The organism is Aequorivita capsosiphonis DSM 23843 (assembly GCF_000429125.1).
GTDB lineage: Bacteria > Bacteroidota > Bacteroidia > Flavobacteriales > Flavobacteriaceae > Aequorivita > Aequorivita capsosiphonis.
Window position 1 is genome coordinate 160265 of record NZ_AUBG01000002.1, and the last position, 20157, is coordinate 180421.

Annotated in this window: 17 protein-coding genes; all 17 read right to left on the reverse strand. The window is 34.1% G+C overall.

Going from position 1 to position 20157, the window contains the following annotated elements; genetic code table 11:
- Positions 1-455: 455 nt before the first annotated feature.
- On the reverse strand, positions 456-914 hold the full coding sequence (locus G440_RS0103080; RefSeq protein ID WP_026449953.1) for a VOC family protein: 459 nt from the start codon (positions 912-914) through the stop codon (positions 456-458).
- Positions 915-1381: 467 nt separating this feature from the next.
- Complete coding sequence (locus G440_RS0103085) at positions 1382-3244, reverse strand: Ig-like domain-containing protein (RefSeq protein ID WP_026449954.1); 1863 nt, start codon at positions 3242-3244, stop codon at positions 1382-1384.
- A 319-nt stretch (positions 3245-3563) separates the two neighbouring features.
- Positions 3564-4253 carry a hypothetical protein gene (locus G440_RS0103090; protein WP_026449955.1) on the reverse strand — a complete coding sequence of 230 codons (690 nt, stop codon included), beginning with the start codon at positions 4251-4253 and terminating at the stop codon, positions 3564-3566.
- Positions 4254-4747: 494 nt separating this feature from the next.
- The gene (locus tag G440_RS0103095; protein WP_026449956.1) at positions 4748-5185 is read right to left on the reverse strand and encodes a hypothetical protein; all 438 of its coding nucleotides are present in this window, start codon (positions 5183-5185) and stop codon (positions 4748-4750) included.
- Between the two features lie 2 nt (positions 5186-5187).
- Positions 5188-5619, reverse strand: a complete 432-nt coding sequence (locus tag G440_RS20545) for a helix-turn-helix domain-containing protein (protein WP_051285123.1) — start codon at positions 5617-5619, stop codon at positions 5188-5190.
- The gene (locus G440_RS0103105; RefSeq protein WP_034258898.1) at positions 5612-6118 is read right to left on the reverse strand and encodes a hypothetical protein; all 507 of its coding nucleotides are present in this window, start codon (positions 6116-6118) and stop codon (positions 5612-5614) included. The genes G440_RS20545 and G440_RS0103105 overlap by 8 nt, the downstream gene beginning before the upstream one ends.
- Before the next feature lie 45 nt (positions 6119-6163).
- Positions 6164-9016 (reverse strand): type I restriction endonuclease subunit R, encoded by a 2853-nt coding sequence (locus G440_RS0103110; protein WP_026449958.1) that lies wholly within the window; start codon positions 9014-9016, stop codon positions 6164-6166.
- Between the two features lie 97 nt (positions 9017-9113).
- The gene (locus G440_RS0103115) at positions 9114-10553 is read right to left on the reverse strand and encodes an ATP-binding protein (RefSeq protein ID WP_026449959.1); all 1440 of its coding nucleotides are present in this window, start codon (positions 10551-10553) and stop codon (positions 9114-9116) included.
- Positions 10554-10654: 101 nt separating this feature from the next.
- Positions 10655-11827, reverse strand: coding sequence for a restriction endonuclease subunit S (locus G440_RS0103120; protein ID WP_026449960.1), 1173 nt, complete (start codon positions 11825-11827; stop codon positions 10655-10657).
- 122 nt (positions 11828-11949) lie between these two features.
- Positions 11950-13563 carry a type I restriction-modification system subunit M gene (locus tag G440_RS0103130; RefSeq protein WP_026449961.1) on the reverse strand — a complete coding sequence of 538 codons (1614 nt, stop codon included), beginning with the start codon at positions 13561-13563 and terminating at the stop codon, positions 11950-11952.
- 175 nt (positions 13564-13738) lie between these two features.
- A complete protein-coding gene (locus G440_RS0103135) occupies positions 13739-14119 on the reverse strand; it encodes a hypothetical protein (RefSeq protein WP_026449962.1) in 381 nt (126 codons plus the stop codon).
- A gap of 36 nt (positions 14120-14155) precedes the next feature.
- On the reverse strand, positions 14156-15046 hold the full coding sequence (locus G440_RS0103140; RefSeq protein WP_026449963.1) for a hypothetical protein: 891 nt from the start codon (positions 15044-15046) through the stop codon (positions 14156-14158).
- Positions 15047-15630: 584 nt separating this feature from the next.
- Positions 15631-16239: a hypothetical protein gene (locus G440_RS0103145; RefSeq protein WP_026449964.1), complete on the reverse strand. Its 609-nt coding sequence runs from the start codon at positions 16237-16239 to the stop codon at positions 15631-15633.
- A gap of 145 nt (positions 16240-16384) precedes the next feature.
- Positions 16385-16993, reverse strand: coding sequence for a hypothetical protein (locus G440_RS0103150; protein ID WP_034258901.1), 609 nt, complete (start codon positions 16991-16993; stop codon positions 16385-16387).
- A gap of 481 nt (positions 16994-17474) precedes the next feature.
- The gene (locus tag G440_RS0103155; protein WP_245574818.1) at positions 17475-17864 is read right to left on the reverse strand and encodes a hypothetical protein; all 390 of its coding nucleotides are present in this window, start codon (positions 17862-17864) and stop codon (positions 17475-17477) included.
- 221 nt (positions 17865-18085) lie between these two features.
- Positions 18086-18919, reverse strand: a complete 834-nt coding sequence (gene lgt, locus G440_RS0103160) for a prolipoprotein diacylglyceryl transferase (RefSeq protein WP_026449967.1) — start codon at positions 18917-18919, stop codon at positions 18086-18088.
- Complete coding sequence (locus G440_RS20550; RefSeq protein ID WP_084426561.1) at positions 18919-20148, reverse strand: MFS transporter; 1230 nt, start codon at positions 20146-20148, stop codon at positions 18919-18921. Before G440_RS20550 ends, lgt begins: the two co-directional genes overlap by 1 nt.
- Positions 20149-20157: the final 9 nt, after the last annotated feature.

Below are 20157 nucleotides of genomic sequence, written 5' to 3' on the forward strand. Positions count from 1 at the left end.
TTAATTACTTTAACATAATTATCTTAAAAAAATTAACATATTGTGTCTATTTGTTGATATATATTATTAAACAATAATAATTTATATGTTTGGATGGGTTTTATGCAATTAGTTTATCCTCTTAGTGAAAGCTCAGTTTTTTGAAATAAGATAGGATCTAACAAAAAGATTAACAAGTCTTCCTCCTCCGGCGGACAAGTTTAAACCTGTTAGGTCTGAGATGAGATTAGGCTTTAAAACCCTTTGAATAATGATTAAAGACCGGAGTTTAGTAAATAAAATCCGAATCAGCCGGCTGGCCGGCAGAAAATCCGTGCGTCCCGTTAGCTATGGGGATTCGAAAGTAAGCAAGTTGTAAGCTATAAATTACGATGTTGTGTGCGGCGATTATATTCCGCCAGACTTTACACTTTCTTGATACGGAATTTTAGAGATTCAACTTTTTTTCAAATAGGTTAATGATTTGCATCATTGATCTCGATCCAATATCCGTCAGGATCTTGAAAATAAATTTGTCTTACACCATCTGTTCTTAATTGGATTATATTGCTCTTTCCTGAAAAATTTGAATATGTAATGCCTTTTTCATTTAAATATTTTAAATAGTCATTAAAGTGTTTTACGGCAAAAGCAAGATGAAGCACCTTATTAACTTTTATATCACCATACTTATCAATCTGTGCTTGCGCTATGTGAAGTTGTTGATTCTTTCCAGTTTCAAAGAACCGTATCAATTTATATTCTGGCCAAGGGGTTTCCAGTTCCTTTAGATTTAATATGTCTTTGTAAAACTCAGCGCTTATATCAATATTTTCAACTTGAATTGTTGAATGGTCATGTTCCAGTCCAAAAGATTGCGTATTAGCGTAAATTGAACTTAAACTTAAAGTGAGAAATAATATCAAGCTTTTCATTATTGTTGGCTTTCAGTTAAGATATGTAAGGTACATAAAAAACTGATAACTACTTCTATTTGAATACCGTACACTAATTTAGTAATGTTGCGATCATCAATATATACAACATGTAATACCATATATATGGCAATTATCCCCAGGTTTTTTTACTTATCAATCTTTCATAATTGAACTGGGAACTAAAACCGGAACAAACTGCTAGCATTATTGGGTTCAAACTTTTCACACAGAACAAAGCATAATCTTTTAATATCTTTTCTTAAATTCTATTACTTTTAGCTCCTGCTCGTAAGTTATATATTGGGGTTGCTCGCCGTTGTGGAAGAAAGGGCGTGGTTGGGCTAGTCGTAGAATTTTGCCCTCTATAGAGGAGGGCAAAATAAAAGCCACTTAATAGCGGCTTATATGGTTTCGGTTTTTATAAAATTATGAGGTTGTGCAACGGTTACTGACGTGTTGTACGGTTATTGCTTACTTAGTATAATTTGATCTGTAAAACTCTCTGATCCAACAACACAAGATCCATCACTGTTGCTACCACCTATTATTTGAATACTGTCTGTGCCTAAAAATTTATTTGAATCAAATTCAAAATTTAAATTCTTTTGCGAAATATATTGACTTATTACTTCTCCCTCACAATGTTCAGTTAATTGCGTATAACTTATAGTTAGAGAATCTCCATTTAAACTATAATTATTTACCGTTAAATCTCGGTTTAACTCAGGATGACTATATGTTACGCTTCCGTTGCTGTTAAAAATCAGCAATACATCTTGAGCACAATCCGAACAATTTGTAATTGTGAGAAGCCATTCTCCAGATAAATCTATACCAGTACTTGCATTAAAAGTAACTACGCTGCCAATAGTTGTTCCATTAGCCTTTTTGACGGTTGCTTCAACAGTTTGATTTTCATTAGTTTCTCCTAAAGTCCATGCAACTTCTGCGTAACCATTACTATCGGTCATTACAATTTGGTTGTCAATCGTTCCGTTTCCGGACGCAACGTTAAAATGGACAGGAACATTTTTAAGATAAAATAAACCAGAATTATCCACGATTCGTACTTTCAACGGATTAGCCAGTTCCTCTCCCTGATTTCCTGTTTGGTTATCTCCTGAGATCAATTCAATTGAATCAGGTGCATTCCAAATAGGTTGTGTATATATATTATAAGGTATAAATGGTAAGGAAATTAGAGTTTCGCCTAATATACCAATACTTGCCCCTAGGTTTATATCAAACTTTGCATTCAAATACGCATCCCAATCTTGAGATGCTCCCACGTTCACTCCAAAGTTACCTGATAAGATAGGGTCAATTTTTGGACCATTTATTCCATAAAATGCAATAATCACTTCAGGTACGATTGCTATTTTTTCATTGACATTTATATATGAACTACCTAACTCAACAGGATGATTAACGAAATTAGGATCAATATCAGCAATTGTTGTCCAAGTATCGTTTTCGTAAGTTGCCCCTAAATTAAGTATAGTGTTATGTTCCAGTTTTTTAGAAAGGGAGAGCGTACCTGCGGTTTCTATTTCAGAAGTGGCTTTTACTTTGAGATAAACGGTTGCAACAACCGGAATATTACCAATAGGTTTTACAAAAGTCTTGCTGTTTTCATACAATATATACTCCGTAATAGGAATTGTAGTACCGGCATTCGCAGTTAGGTTAAGCGTTAATTCTGTATTGAGTTCCGCATTTTCTGATACAAATTCAAATCGGTCTAAAGAGAAGAAACTATAATCGAGATCAAACTCAAACATAGGATTAAATGTTAAGGAGCCACTGGTTATTTTTAAATCAGCATATGCATTTGAGCTAATTTCAACATTCGCAAAATCCAATGTAAAATCATCTCTTCTACTGACGCCTTGCCCAAAATTTTCATAATTTAATCTTTGTGAGCTATTGCTAGAACTCAGCCTGTTGAAAGTCGGTAGGTCGGTTGAAAAGTTAATATTGGTATTGCCAAATACGTCTTCCATATTAGCTTGATCCGTTTGCATGGTCAGCACATTATTGGATGAACTAATGCTAACGACCTTTCTTAAAAACCCCAAGCCTTCATCACCAACTATGATGTCATTAACTTCTATTTCAGGTGGAGTTTCATTAAATCGTATTTTATAAAGACCACTCTCTAGTTCTAAATCCGCACTGATTAATTCCGAATTTTCTGCTAAAATAACGACAACATTATCTGCAATTATTGCATTTGGGTCTTGTGCTTCAGATTCCTCACTATTTGAATCATCTTCTAAACATCCAAAAAGAATTAAAAGTGATAGTAGAATGGCTATTTTTTTCATATTACGTTGTTTTATATGTAATGTTAGTCAATAGTTCAGTTCCATTCAATACCCTATAGAAGGTATATTGAGCGAGTTCTCAAATTGCGCAAATCATAAAGTGATGTATATAGCGTACTTCTACTTAGGTTTTTCTAGTAATTTATTTTCTAAAATTTAGTAGGCAACTAAAATATCAATAAGCCAGTAGAGTTATTAGGCTTAACTTTTTTAGGGAGGATAAAGCAAAAAAAATTGTGTTTCAAATTGATTAAAATTATTTAAACCGTTAACGCTTATGCCAAATTTACTGATGGATGATCCCAGCTGGGAGTCTTTTCTAAATTCTATTACTTTTAGCTCCCGTCCGTGTACTTTTTAATGATTTATTTAATTTTTCTATATATTCTTTTTGTTCAAGTAACAGACTCACATCAGTGACAAACGTTTGTGTTTTGTTTAATTTGGGGAATGATAATTTATTCTTGGCGATTGAATTTGAAATCAAAATATTGAAGTAATTATAAATTAGTATTATTTTTTGCAAAATGTCAGTTTCAACAATTTCAAAGCCAATTTTTTCTGCGGTTCTTTTATTTATTATGTAGCTTGTACCACGAATTTTCATTTTCTTATCATTCTTATACTTTTCAATTAGGTGCAATAATCCATCTAAATACTGTTGGATTATAAAATCAGTTCTTTGTTTTCCATTCATTTTTTTTTCAATTACGAAATAGTAATCAAATAGAGTTCCTCCGTGAATTTTAATTAGGCCGTCTTTAGGTTTTTCAGTTATAAATAAAGGAGAATGATAAATCATTTTCCCACTTTTTTTTAAGGAAGGCATATCAAAGAAAGGTGCAATTATAGATAAGGTTATTACAAACGTCAAAATTCCAATCAGGTATATTTCTGAATAGATTGATATGATAATGGACAATAATATAATTGTAAGAGAACAAATCGCTATCACAATTAAGATTCTGCTTTGCTCTTTTTTATTTTTATTATAAAATCGATGGTTCAATTTTTTTGAATGTGTTTTTGTATTAGGCTAACGTGTTTATATCCAACATGAAGTGACTTGGATATCGCACTTGTACCCTAGTTTTATTATTAAACCCTCAAAATTTAATAGCCAATTAAAACCACAAGCAGCTGCTAGCATGAGTGGGTTTAAGTTTTCTGAGGAGAATAAAGCAAAAGCTTCAGTCTCAAATATATTAAAACTATCTAATGATTAGCGAGGTTTTTTGAGGAAAAAGTTGTTTGGATGTTCAGGGGCGGAATGTACACGCCAACCTGGGCGGTTGCAAGACCTAACAGGTCTTTGAGACCTGTTAGGTCTGAATAATATGAAATCTAGGAATTACCCTCGCCCATCCATCCCATTAATAAATGTCTCCACAAACTCAACAACCTTGTTTAAAAGTCTGTCGCCAATAGATTTGCGTTTTAAGACGGAAGGTTTATCAACGTCGATTTAATCAAGTAGCTCATCTCGCCAAAGGCTTATAATATTTATTGAGACTGTTTTTTCACTTCATCTGATAATGATGGATTGACAATTGGAAGTATGGCTCCATTTAAAAATGTTCCTCTGAATACTCCATACATTACTCCTCTTATTGTCGAAATTGAAACGGAGTTTAACGTAACAACTGCTTCTTGAGGTAATGAAGTTGTATTATTCTCTTTATCTATATATTTTTCTAGTTTCTTCACAAAGTATAAGCAACTTGCTTCAAGATGGCCTAGTTTATTTTTTGTGTCATTATCGAATACATTAATTAAACAAGTAACAATTACTAATTCTCTCTCTAAATTAAAACTTTGTTTTAACTGTAGATCAAAACCAAATATAGTATTAACATCTATACGATTTTTAGGTGCAAGAATACTTGTTTCAAGTATTTCAATTCCTTTAATTTGAAAGTTGAACTCCTTATTTTTTTCCATTTCTATGCTCTATATTCTAAACATCTATTTTGTTGGGAACCTGAAAAATCTATTCTATGGGAATTAAGTATAGAGTCTAAACTACTATAACTATCAAATCCGCTCGTTTTATTCTCCATCACGGGAAAATCAAATTTAACAGTAATATTTTCCTGTTCTTTTGCAAAAAAATCTATGTTTAATACTTCACCTATTTCTACTAAAGTGTCTTGGGTGAAATTATGTGTGCCACTAAGCCATTTTGTGATAATGCTTGGACTATTTCTATTTAAGGCTTCTAAGAGTCTGTTGTTATTCCAGCCTTTAGCATCCATAGCTTTACGGATTTTTTCCGCATTAAGCATACGTTGTTCGGTTTTTTTCATTTCTAAAGGTGATATTTCGTCTAAAATATCCTCTAAAAAATCAAAGTTTTGGTTTTTAATATTATTCATAATCAAGTTTTTCAATGGTTAATTCTCCTTCAAAATCCAATCCATCTTCACTTAATTGGATTTCTTTATCCTGCATTTTTTCAGTTATAAGTTTTGATAGATCTCTGAGGATGTAGTTTTCTCGCTTTAAATCAGGGTCATCTTGCAAGGTTCTAATTGTTTTTGGTTTTTGGGCTCCACCACCGAGTATTATCAATTGTGAACCATACCTTATACAATATAGCCTTAAATTACTTTTATCTTTATCATAGAGAGCACATACCCCATCACCAGGATTTCCTTCATATAGTTTGAAATAACCTTCATTCATTCCTCTTTTGAATCCCATTACCTTTAGACGAGAAACTATATCATTAATTTCACTTTTAAATGAAATTTTGTAACGGGAAACAAATTTTTGAAAGGGAGAAATTTGTTCATCATCAATCAATATTGTATACACTGAACCTTTCGGGCCACTTAATTGTGGTATTTTAATTAATTGACATTTAGAAAACATATGGTTTGCAAATATACAGTTATTTTACTTATAAGTAAAAACATTTTAACCATCCATCCCATTAATAAACGTATCCACAAACTCAACGACCTTACTCAGAAGCCTATCCCCAATAGATTTGCGTTTTAAGACGGAAGGTTTACCTCCATCAATTAAATCTAACAATTCATCTCGTAAGGGTTCGCGTTCGGCGTAGAGGTAATCTTCTATGAGTTTTTGGGTTTTTTCGGAAGATAGGTGTTCTTCTTTTACAAAAGCTTCAAAGGCTTTTTGTTGTTCTTCGGTCCAATACTTATCAAACTCTTGTGGGATGGTGTCGGAATCTTCAATTACTGGTAAATTCTCCTGAATAAACTTTTCAATCAATTCACGTTTGCTGCGTAAGTTGGCTTCTCCAGTTAACAGATCAACGACTTCTTTTTTCTTGGCTTCTTGCTCTTCTTTGTTGGCGCCTTTCATATCTGCCAAGAGTTTTAAGATATAGGAAACGTTGATGTCGTCACGGTGAATCAATTCCAATTCAAAATCTACATCTTCAAGAATGGAAACTTTTTCTTTGCTGTGGTCTTGTTTTACTTTCTGCCATAAATCTAAATACTTACTTCGGAAATCATTAAACAGTTGTTCCTTCATTTCCAAGTCTTCCCAATCAAAATTGGCAAAAGTGGTCATCGTATTTTTTAAACGCATCAACTCTCTAAATGCTTTGATAAACTCCAATTCGTCTTCTTCACTTACAAGATCGTTTACGCTGTTAACCGTTGGCGTGATTTCCAGTAGATTTTTATAAGCTTCATTAAACTTGGTTGCATAATCCTCATAAGGCTCCATAATAATCACCTCAATCGCTTCTTTATTGCTAAAGAGAGTAATGGCCTCATCGGTAACTTGCTTTAGGTTTCGGAAAACAACGATGTTTCCTTGCGATTTTAATTCATTAACAATCCTATTGGTGCGGGAATAGGCTTGTATTAATCCGTGATATCTTAGATTCTTATCGACATACAAGGTATTCAGTGTTGGGCTGTCAAAGCCTGTTAAAAACATATTTACTACCAGTAGGATATCAATTTTACGCTCCTTTACTTTCTTTGAAATATCGTTGTAATAATTATAAAAAGATTGACTGTTCTTCGTTGTGAAATTGGAACCAAACATTTCGTTGTAATGCCCTATATAGCTTTCAAGTTTATCACGTTTATGCAGACTTAAATCGTACATTCCTTCCTGTTCTGCCGCCATTGCCATTTCATCTGGAATATAGCCGTTGGCATCGGCATCTTCTTCATTGGCTACATAGCTAAAGATGGTTGCTATTTTAAGATTGTGTTTCCCTTCTTCTTTTTTACGGTGAAAAATATCGTAATAGTTTACCAACATATCGGTACTGCTCACGCAAAACATTCCTGTAAATTCCCGCGCGTGGGTTTTCCGGTCGTGATTGGCGATGATGTAATCTGCAATCATCTCCAGGCGTTTTGGCGATTCCATCAACTCTCTACGGTCAATGTCTTCTACTTCAATATCTATCTCGGTGGCACTTTCCTTTCTCTTGTATTTCCCTACGTATTCTACAGAAAACTTTAGAACGTTTTCATCTTTTATGGCATCGGTAATCACGTATTTATGAAGACAATCGCCAAAAAGTTCTTTGGTAGTTCGTTTTCCCAATTCATTTTTTACAGCATTATCTGCAAAAATTGGGGTGCCAGTAAAACCAAACATCTGGTGGTCGTTAAAGAAGGCTTTTATGCGGTTATGGGTTTCGCCAAACTGACTGCGGTGGCATTCATCAAAAATAAAGACAATGCGTTCATCTTTCAATTTATCCATCTTGGCCAGATACTTCTTTTTACTGATGGCTGTATTTAGCTTCTGAATAGTGGTTACAATCAATCGCGTATCATCACTGAATTGTTTAACCAAGGCTTTGGTATCGTCTGTGCCGTCAACACTGCCTTTGGAAAAGCTGTTGAACTCTTTAATGGTTTGATAATCCAAGTCTTTTCTATCTACCACAAACACCACTTTTTTTACTTGTGGCAGTTTCATTATTATCTGACTTGCCTTAAATGAAGTAAGCGTTTTCCCCGACCCTGTGGTGTGCCAGATATAGCCGTTGTGATTGCTATTCTGAACTTTATCAATAATGCTTTCCACCGCGTAATACTGATATGGCCTTAGCACCATCAGTATTTTATGGGTTTCGTTTAGCACGATGTATTTACAGATCATTTTAGAAACGTGGCAAGGTTCTAGAAATTCACTGGTAAACCCGTTTAGAATATTGGTTAATCTGTTGTTTTCCTTATCTGCCCAATAAAAAGTCTGTTTAAAGGATTGGTTTCTGTTGTTGGCGTAATACTTCGTGTTTACGCCGTTGCTGATTACAAAGATTTGTACGTACTGAAACAATGCCGACTTTGCGCCAAATGAATGCCGTTGGTAGCGGTTAATTTGGTTAAAGGCTTCCTTCATTTCCAGACCGCGACGCTTTAGTTCTATCTGAACCAAAGGCAAACCATTTATCAGTAGCGTTACATCGTACCTGTTCTTATAATCCCCTTCCATAGTAACCTGTTGGGTTACTTGGTATTCGTTTTGGCACCAATGCTCGGTGTTTAGAAACTCGAAATAGAGGTTATCGCCATTATCACGGATAATATGTTGCTTTTCGCGAAGGGTTTTTGCTTTTTCAAAGACAGAACCTTTGCTTAGAATATTGAGCACACGATCAAACTCCTTATGTGTAAACGTAGTTTTGTTATGTTTTTCTAATTGGGTTTTTAGATTGGCCAATAATGCCGTTTCATCCGGAACACTAACTTTTGTGTACCCAACAGTTGATAGCTGCGCTACTAATTGGTTTTCTAATATTTGTTCTGGTTGATTTGCCATAAAGTACTTCAGTTACATTGAAAATTTATCGTACACATCTATAAAGCAGCGATTTGCGCAGTAGGTTGTACTACTTAGTTACATGCTGGTTACATTGTTATTGTGCCCAATATGGAATATATGTTTTGGAATTTTCGTATTCTGCTATAAGTCCATCTACTATCGCCTGTTTTATTATTCTTGAAGCTTGAGGGTAGTTTTTATCATCTATCCCAAAACGTAATCTGAGAGAAGAATTCGACATATACTCATTTGATAAATATTTTAATACGCAATGTTGATAGGTTGCCCTTACCTTATCTTTCTTAGTCATCTGACGTAACGACTTGGTCGAAAACATTTTTACCCGAGTATAATTATCACCTTCGATAAATTCAGGTGCTGGTAATTGGTAGGTTTCTACTTGTGATATAACCTTGTCAATACCGCTTCCTCGCTCCTCACAGATCTTTAATCTCCTCATAAATCTCGCTAAAGCTTCGTTTCTGCTTTCGGGACTATGATCTATAAATCGATTCGTGTCAATCATTGGTTTACCGGGATTAGTTATTTCAATACGGTCTGAATATATCTCAATCATCACTCCAGTTCCTTTTATACTGAAGTCTTGATGTATTATTGCATTTGCAACTAGCTCTCTTATTGCTAATTCAGGATACATTTTAACTTCTTTTCGAAACACTCTTCCTATTTCTTCATTCGAGGGTAATTGGTCATTTATATAATTTATTAAACCCTTAAAACCAGTTGCATACCCTTTTTTTCCTTCTTGTTCTTTTATAGTTACTAACTTATCTTTTCCTTTATAGATAATTACCCTTGGTACTTTTCTACTTATTTCTGGAAATTCATTTAAGTCATTTGCAAATAATATGGCACCAAGATTAGTTACCGCGTACTTTTTGAGCTTTAAGTGAATTAACTTTTCTTCTACGAGTTTTTCCAATATTGCTTCTCTACTTTCAGGTAAAGGAATGCCAAGCATTTTAAAAACTTGTATAAAAGCTATCTTTTCTATAACATCAGTAGGGTTCATGTAACTTGTTGCCAAAGTTTTTTCGAATACTTCTTTATTTAGTTTTCGCCATAAACGTGCTTCCTTATCCGCATGATCCTTAAGTTCCTTGGTGTAACTACCCACACGGATATAAGCAATACCTTTGTATCTTAAAGGATGTCCGATAGGAGTATTTATTTGGAATATTACAATATCTAAATCTTCAACTTTATGTTTGATAATGTTAAATGTTGTACGGGGCTGTAATTGCGTAGCTATATAGTTTTCTATTTCTTGCCCTTTAATTTTGACTTTATCAGGATCGAAATTAGTTCCTTTAATGGCATGGGTTTTATCTTCTATACCGTACACGATATAACCATATCTTTTACCCTCTAATAGTGCCGCATTTGATAAAGCCGAAATATTTGAACCTAACTTATCTGGGTTCCAATTATCTCCTTTAAATTCGACCCATTCACTCTCTCTAGGCAACGCCTGTAATTCATCAATTAATTGGTCTATATCTTCTTTATTCATCGTACAGTTACTTACTAGTTACATTCAAAAAGACCTGTTTTACTGGGGGTTACGGTTGTTTAAACAAGCTTAGTTACATGCGTGTTACATTGTTTTAACATTTACACAAACATCTGTTGCAACAACCCCTTTTTATAGGTTTTGGTTTTTTCTATTTGCTCATTGACCAATTCAATTTTTTTATCAATTGCCGATAAGAAATTGGCGATTTTGGTTTGTTCTTCTTTAGAAACAGGTAATAATAATCTCTTAGACAGAAATGTGTTATTTGTTATGTTGATTGTATTCTTAGCACCTTTTTGAATTATTGAACTCAAATAATTTGATGTGTTTATAGGCGATTCAAAATATACGTGTAACATATATCCCAAGCCTTTAGTTTCAGGAGTAAAAACTCCATATAACGGCGAGATAATTACGTCCTTCTGGATGTGGTTTTGCTTAATAATTCCCAATGGAAAATCTCCTGTTGGACTTTTTGTATAAATGATATCATTAGGTAAAGCTCTACTGTAATGATCTGTATTTTTAGCTGAAAAACTTCTTCCTAAATGCTCAATTTGGTTAATAACTCCTTTATGAACAGAAACTGAGTGCACTTCTTCATTTCCTGTACTTTTTAATTTGTGCTCAAATAGCACATCAGAAAACCTACGTTTCTCCCATTTCGGAAATTCCTTACCATTCTCGTTTTTAAACCTAATCTCCTGTTTAAAAATCTGCTGCATCACGCCTCTTTTATAATCCTCCAAAAGGCTTTTCTTTTTTTCTAAGTTTTGCAGACGGCTGTCTATGGAAGTTAGGAAAGTGGCAATTTTTTGTTGTTCTATATAAGTTGGATGATACATTTTCATATCGAAAATCATATCTCTTCTCACTGAATCTACTGAGTTCTTTGCGCTTAGTCGCATAACCCTTTTATAAAATTTTTCAGAAAAAAATTGATAGGTAAACTCTATTGAGAAATCATTTTTGAAGTCCGTTAAGGCATATACTCTTTGGTGAACATCAAATTTACCGTTTACTAAATGATAAATTTTCCCAACTCCTGCACCATCACCTGAAGTTAAAATTGCAGGTTTATCAAATGAGTAAGAATTGATTTTTTCAATAGTATTTGATCTGACATAAAATGGATACAACCCATCATCTACTTTATCCTGCGTGTCTTTACTGCCTGTTTGAATTTTACATACTTCACCTAAAAGTTTAAAAGACCATTCCCCTTCAAACTCCGGAAAGCGTACTTGTGGTGTTAATTGTCGTGTTTTCATAGGTTAGCCGGATTTGCGTGAGGGATAGTATGGGAAATCCTTTTTGCTTTTTCGCAAAAAGATTGTACAGGATAGCCCGACCCTTGGGGCACGCCCAAAATAATAGTATTTATATCCATAGCTTAAAACGGAGTTTCAATGTTCAATTCTTCACAAAAGGAAGCGATACGAGCATCGGTTTTTTTTAAATGGGCATCCAAGGTCTGTATTTCTTGGGCTACAGCTTTAATATCCACAGGGGCTTCTTCTTCAAACGTATCTACATAGCGCGGGATGTTTAGGTTGTAGTCGTTTTCGGCTACTTCGCTTAAAGTGGCTACATAGCTGTATTTATCTTCGGTAGTGCGGTTGCGGTAGGTGCTTACTATCTTTTCGATATCGGTATCGCGCAACATATTTTGGGTTTTCACCTTTTCGAAATGTTCGCTGGCATCTATAAACAGAATATCGTCTGGGTTTTCCTTACACTTTTTAAACACCAAAATACAGGTGGGAATGCTGGTGCCGTAAAATATGTTTGCCGGCAAGCCTATAACGGCATCCAGATAGTTTTTGTCCTTGATAAGATACTCGCGGATATGGCCTTCGGCACCGCCCCTAAACAGCGCGCCGTGCGGCAATACCACTGCCATTTGTCCGTTTTCGGCCAGATGGTGCACCATATGCTGTACAAAGGCGAAATCGGCCTTGCTTTTGGGTGCCAGTTTTCCGTATTGGCTAAACCTATCGTCACTCATAAAAAGCTGGTTGGCACTCCAATTGGCAGAAAATGGCGGATTGGCGACAATGGCCTCAAAGCGGTGTTCCAAATGTTGGGGATGCTCTAGGGTGTCTTCCTGCTTGACATCAAAATCGCGGTAATGTACGCCGTGCAAGATCATATTCATCCGCGCCAGGTTGTAGGTGGTGCGGTTTAGTTCTTGTCCGTAAAAGTTGGTTACTTCTTCCACTTCCTTGGCAACCCGCAAAAGCAAAGATCCACTTCCGCAAGTTGGATCATAGACAGATCTTAACTTGGTTTTTCCAGTGGTTACCAACTTCGCTAAAACGATACTCACCTCTTGCGGGGTGTAAAACTCCCCTGCCTTCTTCCCTGCCCCACTAGCAAATTTCCCGATAAGGTATTCGTAGGCATCGCCTAAAACATCTAGTTCGGTTTGCTCTAGCTTAAAGTCTATTTTATCTAAATGCGCGAGTACCTTGGCAATAATCTCGTTACGTGCTGCTGGCGTTTTCCCCAGTTTGGTAGAGTTAAGATCCATATCCTCAAAGAGGTTGTCAAAATCTTCTTCGCTCTCCGTGCCCATCGTACTGTTTTGTACGTTGTTTAGGATTTTCTGTAAATCTTCTAGTATAAAGTTGTGTTTGGTGTTGTAGCTATGTACTTCTTCCGCAGCGAGATCTAACGCAACTTCTTCGTTGTGATTCCCGCGTTTGGCTACGGCGCTAAACAGTTCGGAAGGTTTTAAAAAGTAGCCTAGTTTTTCCAAAGCTTCTTCCCGAATGGCAGCAATATATTCCTTGCCATTGGTAGCGTTTTCGTCTATATCATTAAATTCAATTCCATCGGGTTTTAGAATGGCATTGGCATAGATTTCCATCCGTTCGGATAAATATTTGTAGAAAATAAAGCCCAGGATATAATCGCGGAACTCATCGGCGTTCATTTTTCCTCTTAGAGTATTGGCAATATTCCAGAGTTGTTGCTCCAGTTGTTTTTTATGGTCTTCGGACATTGGTGGGGTTTATGTGTTTGGGGGTATTGTTTGTTTTGAAATTGTATTTTTTGATTGGTTGGGGAAGTTAGGGAAAATTTTGGGGAAATGTTAAGATTGTAGGATTGAAAGGGTGTTGTTCTGGGCATATAGCTCGCTTATTTTTTTTTTGGAATGCTTAATATTATTGGTTGTTTCAATCTTCTAAATATGCCTTAAAAAGTTCTTCCGGCTTTGATTTTATTATGTTATAGACTACAACACTATGCGACCCGTGATAATTCATAGCTCTAAAAAGAGCAGCGTTTTTCACTAAGGTTATTTGATTCCGCCACTTATGATTAAAATTTAATATTTGATCGTCGTTTAAAAAAATGTAATCATTTTCACTTAGCGCAAAGACAACTAGAATATATAATTTCTCATCTCCATCCTGTTCAAATAAGTGAGGCTCCAAAGAAGAAAAATCTGTATCCTTTGGCAGGTTATGCACTATTATTTCTTGCCCAATCAGGTTGCGTTTGCCTAGAAGCAGGAATGCAACAGTAAGCCAGATATATATTGTCGATTTGTTCATTTTTAAAATAGCAACTACTTTTAGCAAACGTTTTTATTACTCGTACTCAATATCAAATTCACTTGCGTTGTGTACGTTAGGTTCTTCATTTACATTTATTGGATAATGGGCATTGTCATATAAATAGTTAAAATTACTATCCAAATTTCCATTCTTTCTTAGAGAGGTTATATTATTTTTTAAAAAAGGAAAGTAATATCCTTCATACCCATCCCAAACAAACTCTCCAAAATACGCGTCAATAAATGCATTTAAGAATAATGGTAAATAAATTGATTTTAATTGACCGTGAAAAGGGTTAGGTTTATTATCATATGAATATCCTGTAGTATTTAATAAATTATCATTAATATCAAATACCTTAATTTCCGATATATTACCATTTGTGTCATAGCTAATCACTACGTAATACAGACTTTCAATCATTTTATTAATTAATTCCGAATTATTAACTTCTAAAGTAACTACCCTTGTATCGCCTGTACTAGAACCAATGTTTACAGTAATAATATTATTGTTATACGAAAATTCTTGGGTAATAATTTTGATTGGATTAATTGGGTTATTAGGTTGATTAATAGTTAGAACAGCTTTTAAAAGTCTGTTACTTCCGTTAAAGGAATAGTTTGTTATTGAACTATAATTCGAATTCCTTGACACTAGGTTTCTCTTTACTATATTATTTGAATTGTAAGTAAAGTTTATTTCAGAATCGATTTCTTCTTGAATATCAATATCAAGAATTCGAGTTAAATTTCCATTTTCGTTGTATCTATATTCTAAATTGACATTATTACTTGCATATTCTCGTTTTACAAGATGGTTGGTGTTGTTCGGTTCATTTTCTTTGTCGTTGTTATCGGTTGAACAAGATGAGAATATAGTAAGTCCGATTAAAATTCCGCAAAATAATTTCATTTTTTTCATTCGTAATTTAGATTTAAATGTTTGCTAACATGCATATATAGAACTTCCGATGCCGAATATAACACAAATGAGTATCGCGGCTTTTATTAAGCTAATCCTTAAAAATTTAATAAATACTTAAAACCGGAACAAGCTTCTAGCACAATTGGGTTTAAGTTTTCTGGGGAGGAGAAAGCAAAAGCTTCAATTTCAAATATATTAAAACTATTTAATCCTTTAACGTAATTGTCTTAAAAAAAATAACGTTTATAGTGTATTTGCTTGTGGGACGGTTGTGTTATTGGGGGTATTATGAACCCTATGGCCAAAACCTAAGAAAACGGCCAGAGAAACCTCAAAAATAGCCAAGAGAAACTACAAAATGTACAGCGATCTTTGACTCCTTAACAAAAACAGCAGCCAACGATCCCAAATCAGGAAAAACCGACTCCTGAAAATCTATTCCAAACTAGACCAATCCCCATAGTGCTGATCGACAAACACCGGTTCCACCTGCGGAGGGCGGGCAGTCAATCCCGAACATTTGGGATTTTCATGTTGGGCCGTACCGGCCATACGAATGCTTAGTTATTGTAGCACGCTTTCTAATCAAATTTTGAGCTTTTCCAAGCATTCATCATTTCGTTTTTTTCTTTGTCATTAATATAGTTTAGGTTAACTCCAAAATCATATCCATTTATGAGTTTGCCGTACATATCTTGGTGCAACATTACTTTTCCGTCTGGACCGTACATTTTAATATGAAAAACGTGGAATTCTATATTATCAATAATTTCTTTGGAGGAGGAAGTGTCAATTTTTATATCACGTGTTGAATAGATCTCATAGATTAGTTCCTTCAGTCCAGCGTTGTTTTCTTCCCATTCGCCATCGTATTCGAGCTCAAAAGGTTCAGAAGTTGATTGAAAAATATGAGCTCGGTCATTTTGAAAATTTAATAGTTGTTTTAGTTCGCTCGCATTATAATCACTTCCTGCTGTCTCATTAATTGCATTTAATCCTTTTTCAGTCCGTTTAAGAAGTTCACTTCTGTGAGTTACCTTCCACCCTTTTGGGATTTCCATTGTCCAACCAATTTCTTCGCTGTGATAAATATTCTCAGTGATTTTACCTTCATCAATTTGTTTATTCGGGTCAGATTTACACGAAACAAAAAATGCAATGACTAAAACTGTTAGTAAATTAAATTTCATAGGTTTTTTTTTGATTTGGCTAGATATAGTTCCTGTTCACTAAGATTTCTACTTTTAATTTCCCTTTTGGCTGTTTCGACTGCAGTGTGAGAGGCGCAGTGGCGACTTTTAAGTCGTCACCCGTCTACTCGATTGCCACACGTTTTTATCCCCCTTTATATTCATCTTTCATTTTCGGAGGCAGTGGTGGTGGTGGGATTTGTCTAAAATAATCAAAGAAAATTCTTAATTCGATACTGTCATTAACTTCTTCTTTAATTTCATCAAATGACCTCGTTAATTTGGTCAAAACTTCTTTAAGTTCTTTTCCGCTTTTACTTGTGTCAATTGTAACTTCAATTAGAGCCCTTCTTGTTGATACCGAATAACTTAAGTTTTTTCCATCGTTTAAATAATGTCTTTTTAAAAGTTTTTTTAGTTCTGTAATTGGATAGCCATAATCTTTAAGTATTGAATCCGATGTAATGGGTAATACATTCCGAGATTTTATTAATCCACCATCATAAACATAGGGTATAATTCGCTTTTTTATATTTCCGTCATCGAATTCCACAACTAATTTTCCGTAATCTTTGTAGAAAGTCCCAACTTTATTAGTTAAGCCTATAAAATTTAATTTAGTTGTATCAAGTCCGATTAATTCAGATTTTTCATTTGAAAATTCACGGTCAGTTGGGTAATACCTTATCTCGGTTGTTTGTTTCCCACAACTAAAAATCAGAAGTAATGTTGATATGTAGATAATGTTTTTCAAATGTGTGGAAACATAGATATATTCAATAGACAGTGACGTATATATAGCACTTGTATATAGGTTTTAAAGTAATATTTCAAAATTTAATAAGCACTTAAAACCACAATAAGCTGGTAGCCTAATTAGATTTTAGTTTTCTGGGGAGAATAAAGCAAAAGCTTCAATTTCAAATATATTAAAACTATTTATTCCTTTAACATAATTGTCTTAGAAATTTTAACATTTATAGTTCATCTGCATGGGGGTAACGCCACTCCCTACTAGATACTATAGTTTTGGTTTGCTGCTACACATTTGGAAAACCTCGATTTTATGACATAAAAAAGACCTAACAGGTTTTTCATCCTGCGGATCAAGCTACGGACGAAAAAGAAACCTGTTAGGTCTAATTCTACATTAAAAACTGCCTCGGTTTATTTCTAAGCAATCATTTGGTCAAAAAATATCTGGGAATTAAAATAAACTTTTGACTATATTACTTTTAGTCTTCGCTATCTGCCTCCGTATATTTTGCCAAAAGCTTACTAGAAACCTTATAAGTCGCAGCATAGGTAAGTCCGGCTTGGCGAGATTTAAGCGTTAGAAATGCTTTTTTATACCATTTTGGATCTGTAGCTTTCTTTTTAAAATCGTCGTGTTCGGCTACTTCAAAAGCTTCTCCATTTAGCCAAGTACTAATATTATAAACTCCTATTCCGTTGTGTTCAACGAGTTCAAGTAGGCTTTCAAAATCTGCTTCGGAAAATTGCTGCACGTCGTCCGCATCGGTTCCTTCGTTTATGTTTTTAAAGTCAGTGAATATATATTTTTCTAAGTATTCGGTTTGTTCCATTTCAGTATAAAAGATTAGTGGTGGGTTTAAATTGTTCAAAGATAGTCTTATTAGAAAGCTTTGGTTTAAAGATGGAGATAATTTGCTTGATAGATTTGAGAGGTTATTGAACTTGATTTATTAGTAATTTCAAATAAAATCATCAAGGCACGAAAAATTCACATAGAATCGAATTGCTTATTTTTAAAAAGTTCAAAACTATACTTACGCTAGAATTAATATGTACATGTTGCTTTTGAAGAACAGGATTGATTGTTTTATCAGACCCTTTGGTGCATACTTCGATTCTTCCTAGTAACTATTAAAATAAGTCCGATAATGATAAACGGAATACTTAGAATCTGCCCCATATTTAGCAACATTTGGTTTTCAAAATCGACTTGGTTTTCTTTAAAAAACTCAATGATAAACCTTGCAGAAAAGACCAAGACAAGAAGCACTCCAAAAATAAGTCCGTTGGATTTTTCTTTAGCATTTGTGTTATAGATAAATAGTAATGCACCGAAGATTAAAAGGTATGAAAATGCTTCATAGATTTGTGTGGGATGTCTTGGAATTAAATCATCTCTTTGAAAAACAACGCCCCAATTTCCATTTGTTGGTTTTCCATAAATTTCAGAGTTCATAAAATTGCCTAATCTTATAAAGACAGCTATTATTGGCGTAACAATGGCAATTTTGTCTAAAACCCCTAAGAAGTTTGTTTTATACTTTTTGCAGAAAATTGCGATGGCAATTAAAGTTCCAATTCCTCCGCCGTGACTTGCCAATCCCTGAAAACCAATAAACTGATAAGAATCTCCAATCTTTTTAATTGGTAACAAGATTTCGAGTGGGTTTTGAAAGTAATACGCAGGCTCATAAAACAAACAATGGCCAAGCCTTGCGCCTAAAAATATTCCAACAACAATATAGATGAATAGCTTTTCGAAATTTGCAACTGGTATATCCTCTTTAATGTAAATACGCTTCGCAACATAATGTGCTATAAGAATCCCTACAACGAAAAAAACTCCATAATATCGTAAAGGGAAGGTATCGGTTATCCAGAAAATTACTGGGTCGAGGTTCCAATTTATGACTTTGTTGTTCATTAGGTGTTGTGGTTTCTGGCAATATAGTGGCTAACTTTTTTATTCCACCATACATATCCAATAAGTCCAATTCCAACAATAATCATTAATATAATTCCGATTTTCAATCCTAAAATTGGGTTGTCAAAAATTCTATCATTGAACAAACCAAAAAGTAGATAAATTAGACTTGTTGGCAAAAATGCCAAACTAATTAATATTGCCAAATATTTCGGGTTTGAATATTTTGTCAATATTGAATGAATTATTGGTGCAATATGAATTTCCGAAATTCCAAGAAAAAATAGTGACACCAAATACGTAATTGCATGATGTTCAGTTGGAATTTCTGGAATTAAAAATAATATTCCTAATGATATTACTCCAAATATGCAACCCAGTATTAATTTAAAAAACTGAGAACTATAGAAATATGTCCATAGAACGATTGCAGCTAAACTAATTGTTAATGTGAAAATAGAACCAATAGATTGCCACATACTTTTTGATATATCCAAAGCTGAAATTTCCCTGAATTCTAATTGTAAATTTAAAATCCGAATTTGTGAGATTTCATAAGTGCCCCAAAATATTGCAACAACAAGAAGTGCAATTGAAATATTTAATATCCTTTTGCCTATTGATACTTTATTTATTTCAATGTTATTTTGTGTTTTTTCTTTTAAAATAACTATGGGAACTATTGATAATAACATTAGTATTCCAGACATAATAAATCCAATACTATATCCAAAAGTTTCTCCTAAATATCCAATTAGTAAAATTCCAAGAAACGAACCTATATTTATGGCAAGATAAAATATCGTAAAACCAGAATCCAACAATTTAGTTTTATTCAAGTATGATTTTCCGAAATTTGAAATAATATTTGGTGTGAAAAATCCGCTACCTATAGAAACAAGGAATAACCCTAAATAAAGTCCAATGGTCGAAGGAATACATAAGCTAAATGCCCCGATTGCTTGAATAATTCCACCAAAAATAACCGCTTTTCTATTTCCAATAAGTAAATCACCAAATACTCCCCCAATGATTTGAGAAAGCACCACGGAAGCTGTAAGCCAAGCATAAATGCCTAATGCTTCAGTTGCTTCCATTTTAAACGTTTCCCCAACCATATAGAGAAAGATAAGCGCACGAAAACCATAATAAGATGCTCTTTCCAACATTCTTGAGATCGCGTAGTACAGAGTTTCTCTGGTATGTTTCTGATTTTGAATTTTTTCCATTCAGTTTCT

Coding starts and splice junctions, on each gene's coding strand:
- G440_RS0103085 (WP_026449954.1), bottom strand. CDS start 3,244: ATGAAAAAAATAGCCATTCTACTATCACTTTTAATTCTTTTTGGATGT.
- G440_RS20545 (WP_051285123.1), bottom strand. CDS start 5,619: ATGAATAATATTAAAAACCAAAACTTTGATTTTTTAGAGGATATTTTA.
- G440_RS0103120 (WP_026449960.1), bottom strand. CDS start 11,827: ATGAAAACACGACAATTAACACCACAAGTACGCTTTCCGGAGTTTGAA.
- G440_RS20550 (WP_084426561.1), bottom strand. CDS start 20,148: ATGGAAAAAATTCAAAATCAGAAACATACCAGAGAAACTCTGTACTAC.
- G440_RS0103140 (WP_026449963.1), bottom strand. CDS start 15,046: ATGAAAAAAATGAAATTATTTTGCGGAATTTTAATCGGACTTACTATA.
- G440_RS0103080 (WP_026449953.1), bottom strand. CDS start 914: ATGAAAAGCTTGATATTATTTCTCACTTTAAGTTTAAGTTCAATTTAC.
- G440_RS0103110 (WP_026449958.1), bottom strand. CDS start 9,016: ATGGCAAATCAACCAGAACAAATATTAGAAAACCAATTAGTAGCGCAG.
- G440_RS0103095 (WP_026449956.1), bottom strand. CDS start 5,185: ATGGAAAAAAATAAGGAGTTCAACTTTCAAATTAAAGGAATTGAAATA.
- G440_RS0103135 (WP_026449962.1), bottom strand. CDS start 14,119: ATGAACAAATCGACAATATATATCTGGCTTACTGTTGCATTCCTGCTT.
- G440_RS0103115 (WP_026449959.1), bottom strand. CDS start 10,553: ATGAATAAAGAAGATATAGACCAATTAATTGATGAATTACAGGCGTTG.
- G440_RS0103145 (WP_026449964.1), bottom strand. CDS start 16,239: ATGAAATTTAATTTACTAACAGTTTTAGTCATTGCATTTTTTGTTTCG.
- G440_RS0103130 (WP_026449961.1), bottom strand. CDS start 13,563: ATGTCCGAAGACCATAAAAAACAACTGGAGCAACAACTCTGGAATATT.
- G440_RS0103105 (WP_034258898.1), bottom strand. CDS start 6,118: ATGTTTTCTAAATGTCAATTAATTAAAATACCACAATTAAGTGGCCCG.
- lgt (WP_026449967.1), bottom strand. CDS start 18,919: ATGAACAACAAAGTCATAAATTGGAACCTCGACCCAGTAATTTTCTGG.